The 19,085-nt window shown below is 69.5% G+C and carries 18 protein-coding genes; 6 read left to right on the forward strand and 12 right to left on the reverse strand.

All coding sequences use genetic code 11. The annotated features are described in order from the left end of the window. Window positions 1-30: 30 nt before the first annotated feature. Complete coding sequence (locus ACFWZU_RS01495; RefSeq protein ID WP_439699637.1) at window positions 31-1,146, reverse strand: HD-GYP domain-containing protein; 1,116 nt, start codon at window positions 1,144-1,146, stop codon at window positions 31-33. A 150-nt stretch (window positions 1,147-1,296) separates the two neighbouring features. On the opposite strand from ACFWZU_RS01495, the gene dapD reads away from it, so the two are divergent. The 3 genes from dapD (at window position 1,297) to dapE (ending at window position 3,724) form a co-directional block, all read left to right on the forward strand. Beyond that, the gene (gene dapD / locus ACFWZU_RS01500) at window positions 1,297-2,124 is read left to right on the forward strand and encodes a 2,3,4,5-tetrahydropyridine-2,6-dicarboxylate N-succinyltransferase (protein ID WP_439699638.1); all 828 of its coding nucleotides are present in this window, start codon (window positions 1,297-1,299) and stop codon (window positions 2,122-2,124) included. Further along, window positions 2,121-2,477 (forward strand): Spx/MgsR family RNA polymerase-binding regulatory protein, encoded by a 357-nt coding sequence (locus ACFWZU_RS01505; protein WP_439699639.1) that lies wholly within the window; start codon window positions 2,121-2,123, stop codon window positions 2,475-2,477. Before dapD ends, ACFWZU_RS01505 begins: the two co-directional genes overlap by 4 nt. 113 nt (window positions 2,478-2,590) lie before the next feature. Beyond that, window positions 2,591-3,724, forward strand: coding sequence for a succinyl-diaminopimelate desuccinylase (gene dapE / locus ACFWZU_RS01510; RefSeq protein ID WP_439699640.1), 1,134 nt, complete (start codon window positions 2,591-2,593; stop codon window positions 3,722-3,724). A gap of 197 nt (window positions 3,725-3,921) precedes the next feature. Here the strand turns inward: dapE and ACFWZU_RS01515 are convergent, their stop codons facing one another. Both ACFWZU_RS01515 and ACFWZU_RS01520 read right to left on the reverse strand, forming a co-directional pair. Beyond that, a complete protein-coding gene (locus ACFWZU_RS01515; RefSeq protein ID WP_439699641.1) occupies window positions 3,922-5,175 on the reverse strand; it encodes an RNA polymerase sigma factor in 1,254 nt (417 codons plus the stop codon). A 132-nt stretch (window positions 5,176-5,307) separates the two neighbouring features. Further along, on the reverse strand, window positions 5,308-5,733 hold the full coding sequence (locus ACFWZU_RS01520) for a YciI family protein (protein ID WP_439699642.1): 426 nt from the start codon (window positions 5,731-5,733) through the stop codon (window positions 5,308-5,310). A gap of 133 nt (window positions 5,734-5,866) precedes the next feature. Between ACFWZU_RS01520 and ACFWZU_RS01525 the strand changes: the two genes are divergently transcribed. Then, the gene (locus ACFWZU_RS01525) at window positions 5,867-6,256 is read left to right on the forward strand and encodes a DUF3224 domain-containing protein (RefSeq protein WP_439699643.1); all 390 of its coding nucleotides are present in this window, start codon (window positions 5,867-5,869) and stop codon (window positions 6,254-6,256) included. Between the two features lie 314 nt (window positions 6,257-6,570). On the opposite strand, the gene ACFWZU_RS01530 is transcribed toward ACFWZU_RS01525, so the two are convergent. Both ACFWZU_RS01530 and ACFWZU_RS01535 read right to left on the reverse strand, forming a co-directional pair. Continuing rightward, on the reverse strand, window positions 6,571-8,991 hold the full coding sequence (locus tag ACFWZU_RS01530; RefSeq protein ID WP_439699644.1) for a penicillin acylase family protein: 2,421 nt from the start codon (window positions 8,989-8,991) through the stop codon (window positions 6,571-6,573). Beyond that, window positions 8,988-9,779, reverse strand: a complete 792-nt coding sequence (locus tag ACFWZU_RS01535) for a phosphodiester glycosidase family protein (RefSeq protein ID WP_439699645.1) — start codon at window positions 9,777-9,779, stop codon at window positions 8,988-8,990. Before ACFWZU_RS01535 ends, ACFWZU_RS01530 begins: the two co-directional genes overlap by 4 nt. 101 nt (window positions 9,780-9,880) lie before the next feature. Between ACFWZU_RS01535 and ACFWZU_RS01540 the strand changes: the two genes are divergently transcribed. Then, window positions 9,881-10,375 carry an NUDIX hydrolase gene (locus ACFWZU_RS01540; protein WP_439699811.1) on the forward strand — a complete coding sequence of 165 codons (495 nt, stop codon included), beginning with the start codon at window positions 9,881-9,883 and terminating at the stop codon, window positions 10,373-10,375. Beyond that, complete coding sequence (locus ACFWZU_RS01545) at window positions 10,372-10,785, forward strand: NUDIX hydrolase (protein WP_439699646.1); 414 nt, start codon at window positions 10,372-10,374, stop codon at window positions 10,783-10,785. Before ACFWZU_RS01540 ends, ACFWZU_RS01545 begins: the two co-directional genes overlap by 4 nt. A gap of 113 nt (window positions 10,786-10,898) precedes the next feature. Here ACFWZU_RS01545 and ACFWZU_RS01550 read toward each other — a convergent pair whose 3' ends face one another. The 7 genes from ACFWZU_RS01550 to ACFWZU_RS01580 all read right to left on the reverse strand — a co-directional run bounded on the left by ACFWZU_RS01550 (window position 10,899) and on the right by ACFWZU_RS01580 (window position 19,084). Next, window positions 10,899-12,317, reverse strand: coding sequence for a M16 family metallopeptidase (locus ACFWZU_RS01550; RefSeq protein WP_439699647.1), 1,419 nt, complete (start codon window positions 12,315-12,317; stop codon window positions 10,899-10,901). Window positions 12,318-12,325: 8 nt separating this feature from the next. Beyond that, window positions 12,326-13,699 carry a M16 family metallopeptidase gene (locus ACFWZU_RS01555; protein ID WP_439699648.1) on the reverse strand — a complete coding sequence of 458 codons (1,374 nt, stop codon included), beginning with the start codon at window positions 13,697-13,699 and terminating at the stop codon, window positions 12,326-12,328. Between the two features lie 274 nt (window positions 13,700-13,973). Continuing rightward, window positions 13,974-14,750, reverse strand: a complete 777-nt coding sequence (locus tag ACFWZU_RS01560; RefSeq protein WP_439699649.1) for a lipoate--protein ligase family protein — start codon at window positions 14,748-14,750, stop codon at window positions 13,974-13,976. Further along, window positions 14,747-15,052 carry a biotin--protein ligase gene (locus ACFWZU_RS01565; RefSeq protein WP_439699650.1) on the reverse strand — a complete coding sequence of 102 codons (306 nt, stop codon included), beginning with the start codon at window positions 15,050-15,052 and terminating at the stop codon, window positions 14,747-14,749. The genes ACFWZU_RS01560 and ACFWZU_RS01565 overlap by 4 nt, the downstream gene beginning before the upstream one ends. A gap of 52 nt (window positions 15,053-15,104) precedes the next feature. Beyond that, window positions 15,105-15,521: a hypothetical protein gene (locus tag ACFWZU_RS01570; RefSeq protein ID WP_439699651.1), complete on the reverse strand. Its 417-nt coding sequence runs from the start codon at window positions 15,519-15,521 to the stop codon at window positions 15,105-15,107. A 257-nt stretch (window positions 15,522-15,778) separates the two neighbouring features. Next, entirely contained in the window at window positions 15,779-18,019 is a 2,241-nt protein-coding gene (parC, locus tag ACFWZU_RS01575; protein WP_439699652.1) for a DNA topoisomerase IV subunit A, read from the reverse strand. 207 nt (window positions 18,020-18,226) lie between these two features. Beyond that, the gene (locus tag ACFWZU_RS01580; RefSeq protein WP_439699653.1) at window positions 18,227-19,084 is read right to left on the reverse strand and encodes a TraB/GumN family protein; all 858 of its coding nucleotides are present in this window, start codon (window positions 19,082-19,084) and stop codon (window positions 18,227-18,229) included. Window position 19,085 lies beyond the last annotated feature (1 nt).

Consider the following 19,085-nt stretch of genomic DNA (forward strand, 5'->3'; position numbering starts at 1 on the left):
CAGGAGCAAACCCGTGCGCGACCGCGACGGTCACGCCACTGCGTCGGCACCCCACAGCGCTTGCATGTCCACCTCGATATCCAGCGCGGCCAGATCGACCACCTCGCTGACGTGGTGCGCTTCCACGTCACCGCGGCGGCGGATCGGGGAGCCCACGCGCAGGCCGTCGTGAGTGGTGAGCGAGGCGACCACCGGCTGGTGGCCGACCGGTCCGCGCTGGGTGACCACCGCGATCGAACCGTTGCGCAGGCGCACGCCGGTGCCGGGCGGGTAGATGCCCAGCGTCTTGATGAACATCCGCGCCAGCCGCTCGTCCAGCGCGGCGCCCTCGTTGAGGAACAGCCAGCGCAAGGCGAGCGTGGGTTGCAGCGGCGGCCGGTAGTCGCGTCCGGAGACCCGCGCGCAATAGACATCCGCCAGCGCCAGCAGGCGCGCGGGCCGGCCGATCTCCTCGCCCATCTTGCCGCCCGGGTAGCCGCTGCCGTCGGCGCGCTCGTGGTGGTCGCGCACGGCGTTGAGCCACGCGGCGCTGGTGATGCCGTGGTCGCGCAGTCGGGCCACCCCGAGCCGGCAGTGTGCGCGCACCGCCAGGTGTTGTTCGTCCGAAAGCGGCCCCTCCAGCGCGACCAGTTGCTCATGCAGTTCGAACATGCCGATGTTCATGGTCAGCGCGGCGGACACGGTCGCCGCCAGTTCGACCGGTTCCAGCGCCATGGCGGTACCGGTCAGCTGGCAGGCGATCGCGGCGTTGACGGCATGGCGCGAGCCATAGGGCCCCTCGGGACACAGCAGGATGCTGGCCAGCGCCACGTCCGGGTTCCGGCGGCAAGCCTCGCGCACCCGCTCGGCGATCTCGGCCAGCGTGCCGGGGAAGTCCGTCGGCGAGGGGTCGGCCAGCAGCGCCTGCAGTTGTTCGCGCGCCTGGAGCACCAGCGCCAGCGGCGAAGGCGGGGGCGGCAGGAAGGGGCCGCGGCATTCTTCTTCCGACCCGTAGAACAGGCCTTGCTCGAGCAGCTTCTCCAGCTGTGCCTCGGTGCCGATCACCTGGCCCAGGGGCATCAGCAGTTTGCCCCGGGCGTCGTAGGCATTGAATCGCAGGGGCTGGCCGACCGTGATCTCGGCCGGGTCGATCGGACGCCGTGGCATGGCTCTGTTTCTCCGTCTCCCGCGTTCGCGTGAGCCGCGGGGAGCGAATGGGAATCGGCAACACCGGCACAAACTTGAGTTAGGCGGGGTGTGCGGCGGTGGCTCTCCGTATACTGGGGCGCTTCCCGAACCCCCTTGCTGCGAGCCGCCATGCCTGCCATCGAGACCCTGATCGACGACGCCTTCGAGCGCCGTAGCGAACTCACCCAGAGCGAGATCGAAACCCACCTGCGTCCGGCGCTTGGGCAGGTGATGGAGCTGCTCGAACAGGGCGAGCAGCGCGTGGCCGAGCCGGACGGGCACGGCGGCTGGACCGTCAACCAGTGGCTCAAGAAGGCTGTGCTGCTGTATTTCCGGATCAACGGCAACCGGGTGGTCGACGGTGGCGCCGCGCTGGCCTTCGACAAGGTGCCGCTGCGCTTCGGCCATGGCAACGACGCGGAGCTCGAGAGCCTGGGGGCGCGCATCGTGCCGGGCGCGCTGGTGCGCCGGGGCGCGCACGTCGCCAGGGATGCGGTATTGATGCCTAGCTACGTCAACATCGGCGCCTACGTCGGCGCCGGCAGCATGGTCGATACCTGGGCGACGGTCGGCTCCTGCGCGCAGATCGGCGCGCGCGTGCATCTGTCCGGCGGCGTGGGCATCGGCGGCGTACTCGAGCCGCTGCAGGCGAACCCGACCATCATCGAAGACGACTGCTTCATCGGTGCGCGCTCCGAAGTGGTCGAGGGCGTGGTGGTGGAGAAGGGCAGCGTCATCGGCATGGGTGTGTTCCTGGGCCAGTCCACCCGTATCTACAACCGCGCCACCGGCGAGGTCAGCTACGGCCGCATCCCGGCCGGCAGCGTGGTGGTCGCCGGCAGCCTGCCGGCGAAGGACGGCAGCCACAGCCTGTACGCCGCGGTGATCGTCAAGCAGGTCGACGAGAAGACGCGCGCCAAGACCGGCATCAACGAGCTGCTGAGGAGCGCGCAATGACCGTCACGCTGTACGGCCTGCCGAACTGCGATACCTGCAAGAAGGCGCGCAACTGGCTCGCCCGTTTCGAGGTGCCGCACGCGTTCGTCGACTACCGCGCCAATCCCGTGCCGGCGGCGACGCTCAAGGCCTGGGCGCAACAGCTGGGAGGCTGGGAGAAACTGGTCAACAAGTCCTCCACCACCTGGCGCAACCTGCTGCCGCAGCGCAAGAACCCCGGTTCCGATCCGGAGTGGACGCTGCTGCTGAAGGAATACCCGGCACTGGTGCGCCGGCCGGTGGTGGTGCAGGACGACGGGGCGGTGAGCGTCGGTTTTACCGACAACGGGTTCAAGAAGCTGTTCGGCAAATAAAGTTCCCGCGTCGGGAGTCTTCCTGTAGGAGCGCACTTGTGCGCGACCGCCATGCACCCGGTCGCGCACAAGTGCGCTCCTACAGGGATTTCGTAAGCAGGTGGGAGTTTCGCTTGAGCGACGTACTGGACTTGACCCGTGACCTGATCGGCCGCCGCTCGGTGACCCCCGAGGATGCCGGCTGCCAGGCGCTGATCGCTGGACGGCTCGCACGGGCGGGCTTTGCCATCGAGCACCTGCGCCATGGCGAGGTCGGCAACCTGTGGGCGACGCACGGCGGCGAAGGTCCCACGCTGGTCTTCCTGGGCCATACCGACGTGGTGCCCAGCGGTCCGGAGAACGCGTGGCAGAGCCCGCCGTTCGAGCCGGTCGTGCGCGATGGCCGCCTTTACGGCCGGGGGGCCGCCGACATGAAGGGTTCGGTCGCCGCGATGGTGCTGGCGCTCGAGCAATTCGTGACGACGCGCCCGCAACACGCCGGCCGCGTCGCGTTGCTGCTGACCAGCGACGAGGAAGGTCCGACCAACCTCGATGGCGTGCGTCGCGTAGCCGAGACGTTCCGCGCGCGTGGCGAGCGGCTGGACTGGTGCGTGGTCGGCGAGCCTTCGTCGAAGGAGCGGCTGGGTGACCTGATCCGCGTCGGCCGCCGCGGCTCGCTTTCTGGCACGCTCAGCGTGCGTGGCGTGCAGGGCCACGTGGCCTATCCGGAAAAGGCGAGGAACCCGATCCACGCCTTCGCCCCGGCGCTGGCCGAACTGGTGGCTACCCGCTGGGACGAGGGCAACGCGGACTTCCCGCCGACCTCGTTCCAGATCTCCAACCTCAACGCCGGTACGGGCGCCACCAACGTGATTCCCGGCGCGCTCGTCGCGCAGATCAACTTCCGCTACTCGACCGCCAGCGGTGCCGCTGAACTGCGCGCGCGCACTCAGGCCATCCTCGAGCGCCACGGCCTGGACTGGCAGCTGGACTGGAATCTTTCCGGCGAGCCGTTCCTGAGCGCCGCGGGTGGCCGCCTGCGCGAAACCGTGCTCGGCGTGTGCCGCGAGCTATGCGGCATGGAGCCGGAGCAGAGCACTGGCGGCGGGACGTCCGACGGGCGTTTCATCGCGCCACTGGGCGCCGAGGTGGTGGAGCTGGGACCGGTCAACGCGACCATCCACAAGGTGGACGAGTGCGTGGCGGTAGCCGACCTGGAGCGGTTGCCGGGGCTATACCAGGCGATCTGCGAAAGGTTGCTGGGCTAAGGCGCAAGAGCGCCCCCATCCGCCTGCCGGCACCTTCCCCCGCATTCGCAGGGGAAGGCTCGATGGGTGGTTTTGCGCTGCCGATCCGCAGTCGCGGGGGAAGACGCTGCCGATCCTTCCCCCGCGACTGCGGGGGAAGGTTCCCGAAGGGCGGATGGGGGCGCCTTTGGCGGGGAGCCCTGCCCAACCCGCCGCCGTCACCCACACGCTCCGGCACGCGCCAGCATGACACTGCGTTCCTGCGCGTTGTGCGTAAGCGCCGCAGCGCGCTCGAATTCAGTGCGAGCCTCGTCGCTTCGCCCAAGCCTGGCCAACAGGTCGCCGCGCACCGCCGGCAGCAGGTGATAGCCGGCCAACGCCGCGACCTCACGCAAGGCATCGACCAGCGCCAGCCCCGCGGCAGGGCCCTCGGCCATGGACACCGCCACCGCGCGGTTGAGTTCCACCACCGGCGAAGGCGCCACTTGCGCCAGCCGGGCGTAGAGTGCGGCGATGCGCGGCCAATCCGTGGCCTCGGCCGTGGTCGCACGCGCGTGGCAGGCGGCGATCGCTGCCTGCAGCGCGTACGGGCCTTCGGCGCCACCGAGGCGGCCGGCGCGTTCCAGCGCCTCCAGTCCACGGTGGATCAGCAACTGGTCCCACAATGCGCGGTTCTGCTCCAGCAGCAGCACGGGGCGACCATCCGCGCCCACGCGTGCATGGCTGCGCGAAGCCTGGATCTCCATCAGTGCAAGCAGCCCGAGTACTTCCGGTTCGCGTGGCATCAGCCCGGCCAGGGTGCGGCCCAGGCGCAGGGCTTCCTCGCACAGCGCCGGGCGCATCCAGTCGTCGCCGGCGGTGGCGGTGTAGCCCTCGTTGAAGACCAGGTAGATCACGCCCAGCACCGCCGCCAACCGTGCCTCGAGTTCGGCACCGCGCGGGACCTCGAACGGCACGCGCCTGTCGGCCAGCGTGCGCTTGGCGCGCACGATGCGCTGGGCGATGGTCGGCTCGGCGGTCAGGAAGGCGCGGGCGATTTCCGCGGTGGTGAGGCCGCCGAGCAGGCGCAGGGTGAGGGCCACCTGCGCCTCGGTGGAGAGCGCGGGATGGCACGCGGTGAAGATCAGCCGCAGCAGGTCGTCGCCGATGTCGTCGTCGAGCGCTTCGAGGTTGGGCATGGTGAACGCCTCGTGCTCCGGGTCGCCATCCAGCGCCGCGTGCTTGCGCTCGACCAGCTGGCGGTGCCGCAGCAAGTCGATGCCGCGCCGCTTGGCCGCCGTCATCAGCCATGCGCCGGGGTTGTCCGGCACGCCCGACGTCGGCCACCGCTCCAGCGCCGCGACCAGCGCGTCCTGTGCCAGCTCCTCGGCCAGGTCGATGTCGCGCACGACGCGGATCAGCGCGGCGACCAGCTTGGGCGCTTCCAGACGCCAGACGGTTTCGATCGCGCGGTGGGTCTCGGCTTGGCTCATGCGGCCGATCAGACCACCGCGCGCAGGGGCCGGCAAGCCCGCGTCGCCGTTCGCGGGAGCTCACTTCGGGTGATGCCTTTTTTGGGGATCAGGGCAAGCATCGGCCAGACGTGGGCTCTTCCGGCGGTGGGTTCACGTCTTGCCGGCCACTTCGGCGCGCAGGCGCTCTTCGGTCTCACGCATCTCGGGTGTCATCGCCTCGCCGAAGTCGTCGGCCTCGAACAGCGGCCGGATCTCGATCGAGCACTCGCCCTCGAACGGCGGCGGGCAGCGGCGCGCCCACTCGAGCGCCTCGTCCATCGAGCGTACCTGCCACAGCCAGAAACCGGCGATCAGCTCCTTGGCCTCGGCGAAAGGTCCGTCGACCACGCTACGGCCGTTGCCGGCGAAATGAACCCGCTTGCCAGCGGCGCTGGGCTTGAGGCCTTCGCCGGCCAGCATCACCCCCGCCTTCACCAGTTCCTCGTTGAACGCCATCATCTGGCGCATGAGCTTTTCGCTCGGCATCACGCCGGCTTCCGATTCGGCCGTGGCGCGGACCATCACCATGCAGCGCATCGCTTTTCTCCTTCGTGCGCCGGCGGATGCCGGCTTCCGTTGATACGACGCGCGGGCGCCGGCATTTTCGACATCGCGTCGCGCCGCGCCTGCGGCATGATGGACGGCCGCCATCACCGACCGGGAGTGACCCATGCACGCCAGCGGAACCTTCGACGTGAAGCTTGCTCCACAGCCAGCCGCGCCCGGCACCGAAGCAGCGCAACTCGGTCGGCTGTCGATCGACAAGCGCTTCCAGGGCGATCTGGAGGCCACCAGCCTGGGCGAGATGCTCTCGGCGGGCACCGGGGTGCCCGGTTCGGCCGGCTACGTGGCGATCGAGCGGGTAAGCGGGTCGCTGCACGGGCGGCAGGGCAGTTTCGTGCTGATGCACTACGGATTGATGGAGCGCGGCGCACCAAGCCTGCGGGTGTCGGTGGTGCCGGACTCGGGCACCGGGGAGCTGGTGGGCATCAAGGGCGAGCTGGCTATCCGCATCGAGCAGGGGCGGCACGAGTGCGCGTTGGAGTACGAATTGGCGTAAAGCTCTTCGCGTGCCGTCGCCAGTATGGCGGTGGCTTTCCGGGAGGTTGCTGTCTGACGAGCGGGCTTCCGCGAGCCCCGGCCCCTCACCCCAGCCCTCTCCCCGGAGGGGAGAGGGAGCAAAGGCTATGCTCGTTCCCTCTGGGAAGCCGCAGCCGCATTGAAGCCCTCTCCCCTCCGGGGAGAGGGTTTGGGTGAGGGGCCGGGGCTCGCGGGGAAGCTGGCCATTGCTTCCAGCTCGAAGCCCCTGCTGGCTGCCGGTGAGCCTTTCGCCAGGCCGCCCCCTCACCCCAAGCTCTCTCCCGGAGGGGCGCTTTACGGCGTGCCGGGGCTCAACGTCAGGGTCCACCTGGCGGGACCGGGAAGCAGCGGGGTGGGTCGGCCGTCGACCCATTCCGCGTGTCCCGCGCCGTAATAGGGCGACAGCGGGTTGTCGCTCTGGCCGCCAGGCATCTCCAGGATGCCTCGCGCTTCGTGACCGGGCGAAACCGCCAGCCGTTCGGAGGCGCCGAAACCGGGCGCGGCCACGCGGGGCATGTTGGCGTCCCCCGGCAGCGGCGTGTCGGGCATGTCCAGGAAGCGCGCCAGGAAGTGCGGCAGTGCCGGCGAGAGCGCGTGGTGGATATCCGCGGGATTGACCTCGCCCCACGTGCGCGCGGCCAGCCCGCCCGGCTGCCCGCCCAGCTCCGTGGCCACGCGGCGCGCGGCGTCCTGGAGCAGCGCGTTCCAGTTGCGGTAGTGCGGGTCGAGCAGCCACGCGGGCTGGTCGCGCAGCAGCGACCACACGGCCGCCTCCGCGTTGCCGGTGCCCGAAGGCCAGGAGAAGTCCGGGTAGCGCGCCTTGACCGTCGCCACGAACGGCGCCAGCGCCAGCCGGTGCACTTCCGTGCGGAAGGCGCGCACCAGCCGGTAGTCCACGCTGTCGGGTGCGGCGCGGTTGCGCCAGTTCGCGGTGCGCTCGCGCAGTGCCTCGAGCGCGGGATCGGAGGTCCCCGCCAGCGTGTCCTGCAGCAGCCGCTGCCAAGGGGTGAGGAAGACCGCGCGATCGTCGAGCTGGATGTCGAGCAGGTTGCCGGGGGTGAACATGCTGTGCATCCGCAGATCGTCGCGGATCTGCTGCGCCCGCGCGCCGAGGTCATGGCCACCGTTGCCGAGCAGATCCAGCGCGGGACCATCCACGGTGCGGTTGTTGGCGGTCCACAGCCGCCCGCCGGACGGGTCGACCACGCGCGGGTACTGCGAGGGCGGCGCCCAGCCCTGCCAGCCAGTGCCCGCCTGCGACCAGTCCGCCGGCTGCTGCGGCTCGCTGCCGAACGGGCGCACGGGAATCACATTGCCGGCGAGCGTCCAGCCGATATGCCCCTCCCGATCGGCGACCAGCAGGTTCTGCGGCGGCATGCCCAGGGTCGGCGCCAGGTCCAGTGCGGCGGCTACGCTGGGTGCGCGCTCCAGCTGCATCAGGCCCAGGTTGTAGGCATGCGGGTCCTGCGCGATCCAGGCCAGGGCCAGCGGCGTGCCGTCGGTGTCCTTGGCGAGGATCGGCCCCCAGCGGGTGTCCTGCACTTCGAGCACGCGGTCGGGCGCGCCTTTGACGTGGACGCGTTCGGCGTGGTGCTCGATCGTCGCCCAGCCGCCGGGCACCTTGTAACGCGAGGGATTGGCCGGGTCGCGCGTGACCCGCACCCAGTCCAGCCAATCGCCGTAGCTGTTGGTGAAGCCCCAGGCGATCTGCCCGTTGGAACCGACCACGAGTGCCGGCGTGCCGGGCAGGGTCACGCCCACCGCGTCGCGTGTGCCGCCGGGCGCCTTGGCATCCGGATAGCGCAGGCGCGCGCGGAACCAGATGTCCGGCACGCGCAGCCCCAGGTGCATGTCGTTGGCGAGCATGGCCGCGCCGGTGTCGGTGAGCTGGCCGGCGACCGCGAAATGGTTGCTGCCGGGATGGCGCTCTTCCAGCGCCGGCGCGAGCGCGGCGGCCACCGATGCCACCGGCGTGGCAGGCGCCGGCTGTGCGCGCAGGTCGAACACGCCCGCGCCGGGCAGCACGGGCGGGCGCGACAGCGTGCCGGTGAGCGGCGCTTCCCAGTCCGGGTCGGGCGAGAGCAGGAAATCCACCAGCGGCGCCGGCAACGCGGCCCGCATGCGCGCGATGTCCAGCTCGCGCGTGTTGCGGCCGTGGCCGTTGAGGTCCAGGTACATTGCGCCGATCACCAGCAGGCAGTCCTCCGAACGCCAGCGCCTGGGTTCGCTGCCCAGCAGGAAGTATTCCCACGGCTTCTCGCGCAGGTCGGCCAGGCCGGCGTTGACGCCGTCGCGGTAACGGTCGAGCACCTGCTTCTGTTCGGGCGTCATCGCCGCGTAGGCTGCCTCGGCGACCGCACGCAGGCGGTGGCGGCGGATGTCCAGGTCGGTGTCCAGCGCCGCCGGGCCGACCAGTTCGGCCAGCTCGCCGGCCGCCACGCGGCGCATCAGGTCCATTTCGAACCAGCGTTCCTGCGCGTGCACGAAACCCAGCGCGAAGGTCGCGTCGGCGCGGCGGCGCGCGTCGATGGTGACGCTGCCGTTGGCGTCGCGCACGATCTTCACCGGCGCGGACAGGCCCGCCACCCGAAGTCCGCCATCCAGCCGCGCGCGGCTGCCGGCGAGCAGGGACCAGCCGGTGGCGAATGCCGCGGCCAGCAGCACCAGCACCACCAGTGCGAGGGCGCGCCACCACGGAAAGCGGCGGCGAATCATTCCGGCGCGAACACCGCGAACATGCCGGCGTAGGGCTTGACCATGAAAGCCGGCGCGCCGGCGTAGCCTTCGTCGCCCAGGTAGAACTGCGAGATGGTGCCGTCCAGGAACAGCGCATCGCGGCAGCCCAGTTCATCGCGGAACAGCCGCGCGAAGGTGTGGAAGTTGACCGGCGCTTCGCTCACGGCGAACACCACATTGCGCGGCGTGCGGGCGCATACGCCGCTGCGCCACTTCAGGCTGTCCGAGTCGTGCATGAAGGCCGGGTTGATCTCGCCGTCGATCACCAGCATCGGCCCCGACTGCGTGGCCCACTGCGCCTTGCGCCCATCGGCCTTGAAGTCCGCGCTAGTTTCGACCGCTGCCTTGCCATCCGGGTAGATCGCGAACACGCCGTTGGGCAGCAGCGAGAAGTTGCCGGAGGCGGGATTGCCGTGCGCCATGTTGAGCGGCACCAGCCGCTTGCCGTCCTCCACGTACAGCCCGAGTGGCTTGAATGCCGCGTCGTAGATGCCGGCGTTGGCGGCGAACAGCAGCCGCCGGCCGTGCTTCTCGCCCCACTGGCGCAGATTGTCGATGCTGCCGAACGCTTCGCCGCTGTCGGGCGCGCGCCAGTGCAGGGTGAGCGGCTCGCGCTTGAGGTCGATGCTGACCACGCGGTAGTTCTGCCCCTCGAACGCGCGCTCCTCGCTGTCCAGCGCGCGCGCTTGCGGCGCGCAGCCGGCCAGGGCGGCGAGCAGCAGGGGGACGATCGCGGCGAGCGGCAGGCGGGGGACAAAGCGGATCATGTCCCGATGGTCGCCGCCCGGATGCGACAGGCGCAAGTGTGCGCGCGGGCGCATGTTCAGGCCCGGCGCTACACTTGCCGCTTTGCCGCCCCTTCCCGCCGATGTCGACCGCCTACTGCCCCATCGTCGCCACACTCGGCTACGTGCTTTCGCCCGACCGCGAACACGTGCTGATGATCCACCGTAACGCCCGCCCGGACGATCAGCACCTGGGCAAGTACAACGGCCTGGGCGGCAAGATGGAACCGGGCGAGGACATCGCCGCCTGCATGCGCCGGGAGATCCGCGAGGAGGCCGGCATCGAGTGCACCTCGATGTGCCTGCGCGGCACGCTCAACTGGCCCGGCTTCGGCAAGCAGGGCGAGGACTGGCTGGGTTTCATCTTCCTGATCGACGGCTTCGAGGGGACCTGCCACACCGGCAACCACGAAGGCACGCTGGAGTGGGTACCGCGCGCACGGCTGATGGAGCTGCCGATGTGGGAGGGCGACCGGCATTTCCTGCCGCTGGTGTTCGACGAGGACCCGCGGCCATTCCATGGCGTGATGCCGTACAAGAATGGCCGGATGCAGTCGTGGTCGGTCACGCGGTTGTGAGCTCGCCGGTCATACGCATCGTCGCGGCGGTGATCCGCGACGACGCCGGCCGCACGCTGCTGGTGCGCAAGCATGGCGCGACGGTGTTCCAGCAGCCCGGCGGCAAGCGTGATCCGGACGATGCGGACGACCTGGCCACGCTGGCGCGTGAATTGCGCGAGGAGCTGGGTTGCGAGCTCTCGCCCGGTTCCGCGCGGCTGCTGTGCCACGCAGGCGCGGCAGCCGCCAACGAGCCGGGACATCGGGTGGAGGCGGCGGTTTATACGGTGGAGGTGCGCGGCGGGCCCGTCGCGCAGGCGGAGATTGCGGAGCTGTGCTGGATCGATCCTGCCGCCCCGGGCAACAAGCCGATCGCCACGCTGAGCCGCGAGCACATCCTGCCGTTGCTGCCGGCACACACGCCCATGTAGGAGCGACCGCGGTGCATGGCGGCGCCTCGCGGGTCGTGTCGATGGCGGTCGCGCACAGGTGCGTTTCAACAAAGGCATGCGGCCACGGCTTGCCCGTGGCCGCATGGTTACGCTCAGGGCTTGTATACCTCGAACGCGCCGAAAGGCTCCAGCTGCGCGTCGATCGCCTTGGGATCGCCGACCACCACGATGCTCTGGTCCCTGGAGGCGAAGTACTTGCGCCCCATGGCCTGCACCTGGTCGGCGGTGACCTTGTTGGCTTCAGCGACGTAGCGGCCCAGGAAGTCCGGCGGCAGACCGTCGATCCAGTAGCCGGCCATGGTCGCCGTGAGCGCGCTCTGGATCTGGTTGCGCAGCAGGTAGATGCCGCCGACCAGCCGCTTGGCGCCGGTCAGTTCCTCCTCGCTGGGCGCCTGCGTGGCCATGCTGTCGTACAGCTTGGCCAGTTCCGCCAGCGTGGCGCCGGTGACCTCGTTGCGCACGTCGACCCGGGCGAACGCGCTGCCGCCGGCACGCTGGGCGTCGAACTGCGAGAACGGACTGTACGAATAACCCTTGTCCTCGCGGATGTCCTGCGTGATACGGCTGGTGAATCCGCCGCCGAGGATGGTGTCGGCCACGGTCAGCGGGATGAAGTCCGGGTTGCTGGCGGCGATCACCGGGCGGCCGTAGCGGATGTTGCTCTGCACCGCGCCGGTGCGCGGCACGATCAGGCGATCCGGCGATCCTTCATGCGGCGCGGGCGCGGTGCTGGCGAGCGCCTTGCCATCGGACTTCCAGCCGCCGAACGCATCGCTGGCCAGCTTGAACGCCTGGTCGGCGTCGATCCGGCCGACGATCACCAGCAGCGCCCGGTCGGGCTGGAAGCGGGCGTCATGCAACGCACGCAGCGTGTCGGGGCTGCTCGCCTGGACGCTGGCCTCGTCGAGCGCATCGCGTGCATACGGATGCGTCCCGAACGCAGCGTGGTCGAAGGCACGCTGTGCCTGCCAGTCGGGGTCGGCCTCCTGCACCTTCAGCTCCTGCATCGCGTTGGCCTGGGCCAGCGCGACCTCCTTGGCCGGGAAGCTCGGATGCAGCGCCGTATCGGCCACCAGTGCGATCAGCTCAGGGGCGTGCGAAGCCAGCGCGTCGGCGCGGATCGTAATGGCGTCGGCGTAGGCGCCCGTGCGGTAGTCGCCGCCGATGGATTGCAGCTTCTCGGCGATCTGGCGCGAGCTGAGCGAGGCGGTGCCCTCGTCGAGCAGGCGCGCCATCATCTCGGAGATAGCCGGGGTCTTGAGGTCGTCCGCGGCGGTGCCGCCCAGTACTGCCAGTTCCACGTTGACCTTGGGCAATCCGTCGCGTGGCACGACCCACACCGTCAGGCCGTTGGGCAGGGTGCGGTGCTGGATCTGCGGGGTGGGCAGTGGTTTCTCGGGACCGTAGGCCGGCAGGTCCTTCGGCAGCGGCCGGGTGGAGGCCTGCGCGAAACCTGCCAGCGAAAGCCCCACGGCCAGCGCGAGCAGCTTGAACGTCTTGTTCGTCTTCATGGCGATCCTCACTTGGCAGGGGCTTTGGCGGCGGCGACGGGACGGCGCACGACCACGCTGCGGTTGGCGTCGGTGAGATACGTGCGGGCGACGCGCTTGATGTCCTCGGCGCGCACCGCTTCGATCCAGCCCGGCATCTTATTGGCGACATGCGCATCGCCCCACAGCGTCTGCAGCTTGGCCATCGTGTCTGCGCGGTTGATGAAGGACTCCAGGCCGCCGTACCAGTCCGACAGCATCTTGGTCTTCACACTGGCCAGCGTGGCGTCGTCCACGCCTTCGGTGGCGACCTTGGCGATCTCTTCATCGAGTGCGGCGAGCACCTGGTCGGGCGTGGCGTTGGGCTTGTAGATGGCGAACAGGCCTAGCAGTGCGGGGCCGGCGTAGTCGCTGCCGTCGCCCAGCGGGAAGTTCATGCCGCCCTGGATGTTGAGCAGCAGCTGGCGGCCCTTGACCAGGCCCTGGTAAAAGCGCGAAGCGTCGTCGCCGACCAGCAGTTGCGAGAGCACCATCATCGGTACCTGGTCGGCGCTTCCGCGCGGCGGCATCTTCCAGCCGACCGCCAGCGCCGGCACCTTGGCCAGCGCGTCCGTTTCCTCGGCGTGGCGCGGCTTGGTGTTGAGCGGCTCGGACACGTCCGGGCGCTTGGGCAGATCGCGCGCGGGGATGTCGCCGAAGTACTGCTGCGCCAGTTTGAACGCTTCATCCGGCGTGACGTCACCGGCGATGCCCAGCACCGCGTTGGCCGGCTGGTAGAACGTATCGTGGAAGGTCTTCACGTCCGCGATGGAGGCGTGGTCCAGATCCTTGAATGAGCCGTAGCCATCGTGCTTGTTGGCCCACTTGTCGAAGGCCAGCGCGTTGAGGTCGGTCCAGAAGAACAGGCCGTAGGGCTGGTTCTTCACGTTGACGCGGATTTCTTCCTTGACGACGTTCTGCTGGTTGGCCAGGTTCTTGGCACTGAAGTCGAGCGACTTCATGCGATCGGCCTCCAGCCACAGGATCGGCGCCAGCGCGGAGGAGGGCGCCGAGGCGATGTAGTTGGTGTAGTCGGCGCGGGTCGAGCCGTTGAATACGCCGCCGCCACCCTGGATTACCCGTTCGAAGGTGCCCTTGGGCGCGTCCGGCGTGCCCTCGAACATCAGGTGTTCGAACAGGTGAGCGAAGCCGGTGCGGTTCTGTGGCTCCAGGCGCATGCCTACGTGGTAGACCATGCTGATGCCCACGGTGGGCGAGCTGTGATCCTCGGAAACCACCACGGTCATGCCGTTGTCGAGCTTCTTGACGGCGACCGGCAATTTCCACGTATCGCGGTCGGCGGCGTGCGCCGCGAGGGCCAGGCCCAATCCCGCCACCAGGGCGGCCATGCGTAAAACGCGCATCTGCATCTCCTTTGTCCACGCGAATGGAAGCCCGATCCTGCGGCGGTGGGGGAAGGGGTGCAAGTGACGTTTGGGAGGTGCGTGCGGGCGCAGGCCCGACCCTTCCCCCGTTTACGGGGGAGGGTGCCCGAAGGGCGGATGGGGGCGTCCTTGCGAGGGGCTTACCTGGGCCGCGCGCCCAGAGGCGCCCCCATCCGCCTGTCGGCAGCTTCCCCCGCGTTCGCGGGGGAAGCTCGGTGACGGGGAGCTCGGTGCGCGGGTCGCGACCGCGGTCTCAGGGGACGTCGGCGGTCCAGGCGGTGCTGGAGAACTTTTCCCTGGCCAGCATTTCGGCCTGGGCCAGTTCGTCCGGGCGCAGCGTGTCGTCGACCATTCCGTGCCGGTGGCGGAAGGTGGCGATCATGTGGTCGATGATCGCCGCGCGCGGCAGGCCGGTCTGGCTGCGCAGCGGGTCGACGCGCTTGGCGGCGCTTTGCGTGCCCTTGTCCGAGAGCTTCTCGCGACCAATGCGCAGGACCTCGAGCATCTTGGTCGCATCGATGTCGTAGGCCATGGTGACGTGGTGCAGCACGGCGCCGCCGCGGTGGGCCTGCGCGGCGCCGGCGATCTTGCCGCCGGCGGAAGTTATGTCGTTCAGCGGCTGGTACCAGGCCTCGATGCCCAGCTCGGCGAGCGCCTCCAGCGTCCAGGCGTCCATCCACGCGTAGGCCTCCTGGAAGCTCATGCCCTTGATCAGCGAGAGCGGTGCGTAGATCGACCAGGTGATGGTGTTGCCCGGTTCGATGAACATGGCGCCGCCGCCGGAGACGCGGCGCACGACCTCGATGCCATGGCGGCGCGCGGCCTCCGCGTCGACCTCGTTGCGCAACGACTGGAAGCGGCCGATCACCACCGCGGGGCCGCCCCATTCCCAGATGCGCAGCGTCGGCGGCCGGTGGCCGGCGCCGACTTCGTGGGTGAGCACCTCGTCCAGCGCCATGTGCAGCGCGGGCGGTTGCGGGTCCGTGTGGATCAGCTGCCAGGCGTGGTCGCGCCAAAGCGTGCGGGTCATGGGGCCATTCCCTGGTCGATGGCGTGCTGGTCGATGGCGCGGCGGACGGCGACCGCGATGGCTTCGGGTGAGATGCCGTACATCATCACGCCCGGTGCAAGTCGGGCCCGCACCGCGGCGGCGAGCATGTGTTCGTCCGCATCGGCGCGCTGCCCTTCCAGCGCGGCGTCGATGGCGTGCAGGGCATCGTCCGGTTCGAGGAAGAAGTCGCCGCTCACCTGCACCTGGGCCAGGCAGCCGCCAACGATGGACAGGTCCACCACGATCAACTTGCCGCCGGGCATCTTGTACTCGCCGTGCATGGGTCCCTCCGCTCGCGCCGGCGGGAAGGCTAGCGCAGAGGCGTCTCGCGCGTCAGTGACCGCGCTCGTGGAAATGCCCGGTTCCGGTGCCGATGGAGAGGCTGACGCCGCCCCTGGGATGGTCGCAGCTGCCGAACGCCTTGCTGAGGCTGACCATGCCGTGCTGGTAGTTGCCGTCCACGTGGCTGCCGCCCATGACGCCCACGCCCACGCTGCCGTGGAGCTGCGCCTGGTCGTAGGTGGCGTCGTCGCAGTCGTCCGTCGCGATGTCCTCGTCCGCGGCGGTACGGCCGCTGTGGTCGCCGTAGTAGACGCCGGGAGCGCTGGCCGGTTTCGGCGCCGTGCTCGCCGCAGCGGGCAGGTCGCTGGGCGGGAGTTTCAGGTTCAACGGCTGGCTGGCGCTCTGCGACCAGGCCGGCGTGGCCAGGACGGCGGCGAGTAAAGCAGCGGCGGAAAGAAGGGAGCGCATGGGAGATCCGGTCGGACGGTGCCTGTATTCAACGGGCGGGGCGCGGTCAGGTGTACCGGGGTTGGAGTGGTGGCTGGCGTGAAAGTTCTCGGTGAAGAGACACGCCGTTGTGCTTCCTCTCCCCTCCGTGGCTGTGGCTCGCCGGGACGATCGATCGGGCCCCGCTTTGGTTCCAGATGACCGCAAGCGTGGCCCCTCACCCCGGCCCTCTCCCCGGCGGGGAGAGGGAGCAGTTCGCGGCGGCTTGCGGTTACGCGTCAACCCGTGGTCTCGATCCGCTCCACGCGCCGCAGGCCGCGGGGCAGCAGGCCGCCACGGGTGGCGCGGTTGCCGCCGTACTCGACCAGGTCGTTCCAGCGCAGCGTGAGCTTGCGCTGGCCAGCGTAGAGCGTCACCTCGCCCTTGCCCTCGGCGACCACGGCGATGCCGGCAACGCGTTCCTCGCCGCTGGCCAGCTTGGCCTTGGGCACCTCGATCAGCTTGTTGCCCTTGCCCTTGTCCAGTTCCGGCAGCTCGGCCACGGAAAACATCAGCAGGTGGCCTTCGGTGGTGACCACCACGATGCGGTCGCGCGCCGGATCCGCGCTGGCCTGGGGCGCCAGGATCTTCGCTCCCTCGCTCAGGCTGATGATCTGCTTGCCCGCCTTGTTGCGGCCGGTGAGCGCCTCGAAGCGGGCCACGAAGCCATAGCCGAAGTCGGTGGCCAGGATCAGCCGCGTGTCGTTGTCGCCGGCGGTGAGGGCGTCGAAGCCGGCGCCGGCCGGTGGGCTGAAGCGGCCGGTGAGCGGTTCGCCGTTGCCGCGCGCCGAGGGCAGGGTGTGCGCCGGCGTGGAGTAGCTGCGGCCGGTGGAATCGATCACCGCGATCTGCTGGGTGGTGCGCGCCTTCACCGCCGCGAGCAGGCCGTCGCCCTCGCGGTAGTTGAGGCCCTCGGCATCGACGTCGTGGCCCTTGGCGGCGCGGATCCAGCCCTTCTGCGAAAGCACCACGGTGACCGGCTCGCTGGCGACCAGCGCGCTCTCGTCCAGCGCCTGCGCCACTTCGCGTTCGACCAGCGGCGAGCGGCGCGCGTCGCCGTATTTGACGGCATCGGCGCGCAGCTCTTCCTTGATCAGGCCCTTGAGCTTGGCGGGTGACTTGAGCAGCACGTTGATGCGCGCGCGCTCCTCCTCGAGCTGGTTGCGCTCGGCCTCGATCTTCATTTCCTCCAGGCGCGCGAGCTGCCGCAGCCTGGTCTCGAGGATGTAGTCGGCCTGTTCCTCGGACAGCCTGAAGCGCTTCATCAGCACCGGCTTGGGCTCGTCCTCCGAGCGCACGATGCGGATGACCTCGTCCAGGTTGAGGTAGGCAATGTGCAGGCCTTCGAGCAGGTGCAGGCGCCGTTCGACCTTGCCCAGGCGATGGTTGAGGCGACGCGTCACCGTGTCCGTGCGGAAGGTCAGCCACTCGGCGAGGATCTTCTTCAGGTCCTTCACCTGGGGGCGGCCGTCCAGGCCGATCATGTTGAGATTGACGCGGTAACTCTTCTCCAGGTCGGTGGTGGCGAACAGGTGCTGCATCACCTCGGCCGAATCGACGCGGTTGGAGCGCGGTACGACGACCAGGCGGATCGGGTTTTCGTGGTCGGACTCGTCGCGCAGGTCCTCCACCATCGGCAGCTTCTTGGCGCGCATCTGCGCGGCGATCTGCTCGAGGATCTTCGAGGGGCTGACCTGGTGCGGCAGCGCGGTGATGACGATGTTGCCGTCCTCCACCTGGTACACCGCACGGGCGCGCAGCGAGCCGGTGCCGGTCTGGTAGATCGACAGCAATTCCTTGCGCGGGGTGATGATCTCGGCCGCGGTCGGGTAGTCGGGGCCGGGCACGTGCCCGGCCAGGTCCGCGACGGTGGCATCGGGGTTGTCCAGCAGGTGGATGCAGGCGGCCACCACCTCGCGCAGGTTGTGCGGCGGGATGTCGGTGGCCATGCCCACGGCGATGCCCATCGAGCCGTTGAGCAGTACATGCGGCACGCGTGCAGGCAGCCAGGACGGCTCCTCCAGCGTACCGTCGAAGTTGGGTACCCAGTCGACCGTGCCGTGCGCCAGCTCGCCCAGCAGCGCCTCGGCGATCGGGCTGAGCTTCGACTCGGTGTAGCGCATCGCCGCGAAGCTTTTCGGGTCGTCCGGCGAGCCGAAGTTGCCCTGGCCGTCGACCAGCGGATAGCGATACGAGAACGGCTGCGCCATCAGCACCATCGCCTCGTAGCACGAGGTGTCGCCGTGCGGATGGAACTTGCCGATCACGTCGCCGATGGTGCGCGCGGATTTCTTGGGCTTGGCGGTGGCGGCCAGGCCGAGCTCGCTCATCGCATAGATGATGCGCCGCTGCACTGGCTTGAGGCCGTCGCCCACGAAGGGCAGGGCGCGATCGAGCACCACGTACATCGAGTAGTCGAGGTAGGCCCGCTCGGCGTATTCCTTGAGCGGGATCTGTTCGAAATTGGCTTGCAGGTTCATGCGGGGGTTTCTTGCACGGGTAACCGGCCGATGGTGCCAGATCGGCCGCGGAGGGGACAGCGGGGAGGCTGGGCAGGGGCGCTCGTGCACGCCCGTGTTGGCTGCCTCGCGCTATCGGGGTGTCCTTGCAGGAGCGCACCTGTGCGCGACCGCGATGCTCCCGGTCGCGCACAGGTGCGCTCCTGCAGGTGGTGTTCCAGGTCTGGCCTACAGGCGATCGACGTTCTCGCCCTGCTTTTCGAGCTGTTCCTGCAGGCTGTCCGGGCCGGCGAGGTGCGCGGCACCGACGGCGACGAAAACCGTTCCCGGCTGCTGCAGCATCGCGGCAACCCGCCTGGCCCAGGCCTCGTTCCGCTCGACCAGCAGGCGCTGGTAGAGCTGGGGCTCTTCCTTGCGCATCAGGTCGTTCTCCAGGCGGGCCAGCGCTTTGTCGTCGCCGCGCTTCCAGGCCTGGATGATCGCCTCGAGGTCCACCGTGGCGCGCTCGGTGTCGCGCAGGGTCGAACGGAGCATGGCCAGCTGCATGGCTTGCGGCATGTCCGCGAGGAACCGGATCTGCTGCTCGGCCGTTTCCAGCGCGCGCACCGGTTTGCCGGCTTTTTCCATTGCCGCGCGCAGCTGCCGGTCCACGCCTTGCGCCGGGTCCAGTCCAGCCTGCGTGAGCGGTGCGACCGTCAGGGTGAGCGCGGCCAGCCACGGACGCATCATGTTGAGAGACGCCACGCCGCCGGGCACGTTGGCCAGGCGCGCGGCGCGTTCGAGCCGGTCGCGGTCGAACGGCGTGAGCAGGCCGGTGAGCGGGTGCGCCATGTCCATCCCGTAACGCAGCACCAGCGCGGTCATGTTGGCCTGGTCGTCGTCCACGATCTCCACGTACAGCGCCTGGCTGTCGGCCAGCGCCTTGTCCAGCGCCGGGAAGCGCCAGTCGGTGTCGTGTGGCAGCAGGTGCACGGTGCCGAACAGGTAGATCGTGGTGTCGGCGTCCCTGACCACCCAAAGGCCCGGGCGGGCCATCGCGGGGCCGGCGACCGACGCCAGCAGGAGTGCAAACAGGAGGGCGCGCATC

This window comes from Frateuria sp. GZRR33, from assembly GCF_051900425.1.
In the GTDB taxonomy this organism is placed as follows: Bacteria; Pseudomonadota; Gammaproteobacteria; order Xanthomonadales; family Rhodanobacteraceae; genus Frateuria_A.

Bases quoted from the DNA above. Each gene is read 5' to 3' on its own strand.
- ACFWZU_RS01495 (WP_439699637.1), bottom strand. From the start codon at position 1,146: ATGCCACGGCGTCCGATCGACCCGGCCGAGATCACGGTCGGCCAGCCC.
- dapD (WP_439699638.1), top strand. From the start codon at position 1,297: ATGCCTGCCATCGAGACCCTGATCGACGACGCCTTCGAGCGCCGTAGC.
- ACFWZU_RS01505 (WP_439699639.1), top strand. From the start codon at position 2,121: ATGACCGTCACGCTGTACGGCCTGCCGAACTGCGATACCTGCAAGAAG.
- ACFWZU_RS01515 (WP_439699641.1), bottom strand. From the start codon at position 5,175: ATGAGCCAAGCCGAGACCCACCGCGCGATCGAAACCGTCTGGCGTCTG.
- ACFWZU_RS01520 (WP_439699642.1), bottom strand. From the start codon at position 5,733: ATGCGCTGCATGGTGATGGTCCGCGCCACGGCCGAATCGGAAGCCGGC.
- ACFWZU_RS01525 (WP_439699643.1), top strand. From the start codon at position 5,867: ATGCACGCCAGCGGAACCTTCGACGTGAAGCTTGCTCCACAGCCAGCC.
- ACFWZU_RS01530 (WP_439699644.1), bottom strand. From the start codon at position 8,991: ATGATTCGCCGCCGCTTTCCGTGGTGGCGCGCCCTCGCACTGGTGGTG.
- ACFWZU_RS01535 (WP_439699645.1), bottom strand. From the start codon at position 9,779: ATGATCCGCTTTGTCCCCCGCCTGCCGCTCGCCGCGATCGTCCCCCTG.
- ACFWZU_RS01540 (WP_439699811.1), top strand. From the start codon at position 9,881: ATGTCGACCGCCTACTGCCCCATCGTCGCCACACTCGGCTACGTGCTT.
- ACFWZU_RS01550 (WP_439699647.1), bottom strand. From the start codon at position 12,317: ATGAAGACGAACAAGACGTTCAAGCTGCTCGCGCTGGCCGTGGGGCTT.
- ACFWZU_RS01555 (WP_439699648.1), bottom strand. From the start codon at position 13,699: ATGCGCGTTTTACGCATGGCCGCCCTGGTGGCGGGATTGGGCCTGGCC.
- ACFWZU_RS01560 (WP_439699649.1), bottom strand. From the start codon at position 14,750: ATGACCCGCACGCTTTGGCGCGACCACGCCTGGCAGCTGATCCACACG.
- ACFWZU_RS01565 (WP_439699650.1), bottom strand. From the start codon at position 15,052: ATGCACGGCGAGTACAAGATGCCCGGCGGCAAGTTGATCGTGGTGGAC.
- ACFWZU_RS01570 (WP_439699651.1), bottom strand. From the start codon at position 15,521: ATGCGCTCCCTTCTTTCCGCCGCTGCTTTACTCGCCGCCGTCCTGGCC.
- parC (WP_439699652.1), bottom strand. From the start codon at position 18,019: ATGAACCTGCAAGCCAATTTCGAACAGATCCCGCTCAAGGAATACGCC.
- ACFWZU_RS01580 (WP_439699653.1), bottom strand. From the start codon at position 19,084: ATGCGCGCCCTCCTGTTTGCACTCCTGCTGGCGTCGGTCGCCGGCCCC.